The sequence below is a fragment of the Xenorhabdus entomophaga genome (genome assembly GCF_037996725.1).
Classification (GTDB): Bacteria; Pseudomonadota; Gammaproteobacteria; order Enterobacterales; family Enterobacteriaceae; genus Xenorhabdus; species Xenorhabdus khoisanae.
On the sequence record NZ_JBBMXH010000279.1, the window covers coordinates 1 to 831 of the forward strand.

Here is an 831-nt window from a genome sequence, read left to right on the forward strand (position 1 = left end):
GGCACTGGATGTACTCAGTGAAATCGCGACAGCGGTGACCCGAAAACAGCCCTATCCGGATGTCTTTAATCTGCTTCCCTGCTAGTCAATACAGGGCTGGTGAATGGTTACAACAATATCAGTCATCGGACACTGCAAAATGAGATGTCTGTGCTGCGAGCCATTTTAGCGCAGGCCGGCAAGCATAAGCTGGCTGATCCCGCGAATGCTCGTCTGGGCAACCAGGCTTTGGGTATCGCTGATATGAGCCGCAAGGGAACGAAAATGGCACTGACACCGACTGCGTTCAGAGAAATTTTTCAACAGGTGGAACAAAAAGATCGACGCGTCGCCGCGGTGATGCAACTAGCGTATGTGCTGGGACTGCGTACCAAAGAAGCGGTGGAAGCCTATAAATCTTAGCGACCTGGAAAAAAGCCCTGGAAAACGGCCATACCTCCGTGTGGGTAGTGTTTGGCACGAAAGGGGGGAGGCCCAGGCAGACGGTCATACTGGATCGGGCTGCGCTTCAAGATGCCATTGCCTATGCGGAGCGAGAGCAGGCTGAGTACAGTAGCAAACTGATTGATAAACCCACGATCACTCAAGCCATAGACCGTTACCGCTATATTGTCAGAAGTGCGGGACTGAGTGGCAATAAAGCGCCACACAGCATGCGTTATCATTTTGCGCAGCAATCCGGAGAGTATTACATAACACAAGGGTTTAGCGGGCGGGAAGCAGGGCAAACGGGTCTAAATTGACCAACATGGTGACTCGATACATTGAAATAGGACAAGACCACTATTTATTTGTGATTTATCATCAGCACCCTGTTAATGATTACGGTAG

Annotated in this window: 1 pseudogene; it reads left to right on the top strand. The window is 50.5% G+C overall.

Annotated features, from left to right (window positions below):
- Window positions 1-111: 111 nt before the first annotated feature.
- A pseudogene (locus tag AAC854_RS22760) lies at window positions 112-722 on the top strand (integrase domain-containing protein); the annotation flags it as partial.
- Between the last annotated feature and the right edge of the window lie 109 nt (window positions 723-831).